The organism is Streptococcus pseudopneumoniae (assembly GCF_001072665.1).
GTDB classification, from domain to species: domain Bacteria; phylum Bacillota; class Bacilli; order Lactobacillales; family Streptococcaceae; genus Streptococcus; species Streptococcus pseudopneumoniae_S.
In genome coordinates this window covers 1-457 of the sequence record NZ_JVJI01000120.1, presented here as the reverse complement: position 1 = coordinate 457, position 457 = coordinate 1, and the positions used below count along the sequence as shown (strand labels likewise).

Here is a 457-nt window from a genome sequence, read left to right as displayed (position 1 = left end):
ATCTACTAGTGCAGTAGCTTCAGCTTCAGCGTCAACAAGTGCAGTAGCAAGTGCTTCAGCATCGACTAGCGCGGTAGCCTCAGCTTCAGCGTCAACAAGTGCGGTAGCAAGCGCCTCAGCATCAACTAGTGCAGTAGCAAGCGCTTCAGCATCAACAAGTGCAGTGGCTTCAGCTTCAGCGTCAACAAGCGCGGTAGCAAGTGCTTCAGCATCAACTAGTGCGGTAGCAAGCGCCTCAGCATCAACTAGTGCAGTAGCAAGCGCTTCAGCATCAACCAGTGCAGTGGCTTCAGCTTCAGCATCTACTAGTGCAGTAGCCTCAGCTTCAGCGTCAACAAGTGCGGTAGCAAGTGCTTCAGCATCAACAAGTGCGGTAGCTTCAGCCTCAGCATCAACTAGTGCAGTAGCTTCAGCTTCAGCGTCAACAAGTGCAGTAGCAAGTGCTTCAGCATCAACA

1 pseudogene is annotated in these 457 nt (G+C 52.1%); it reads right to left on the bottom strand.

Annotated features, from left to right (window positions below):
- A pseudogene (locus ADH52_RS11420) lies at positions 1-457 on the bottom strand (hypothetical protein); the annotation flags it as partial.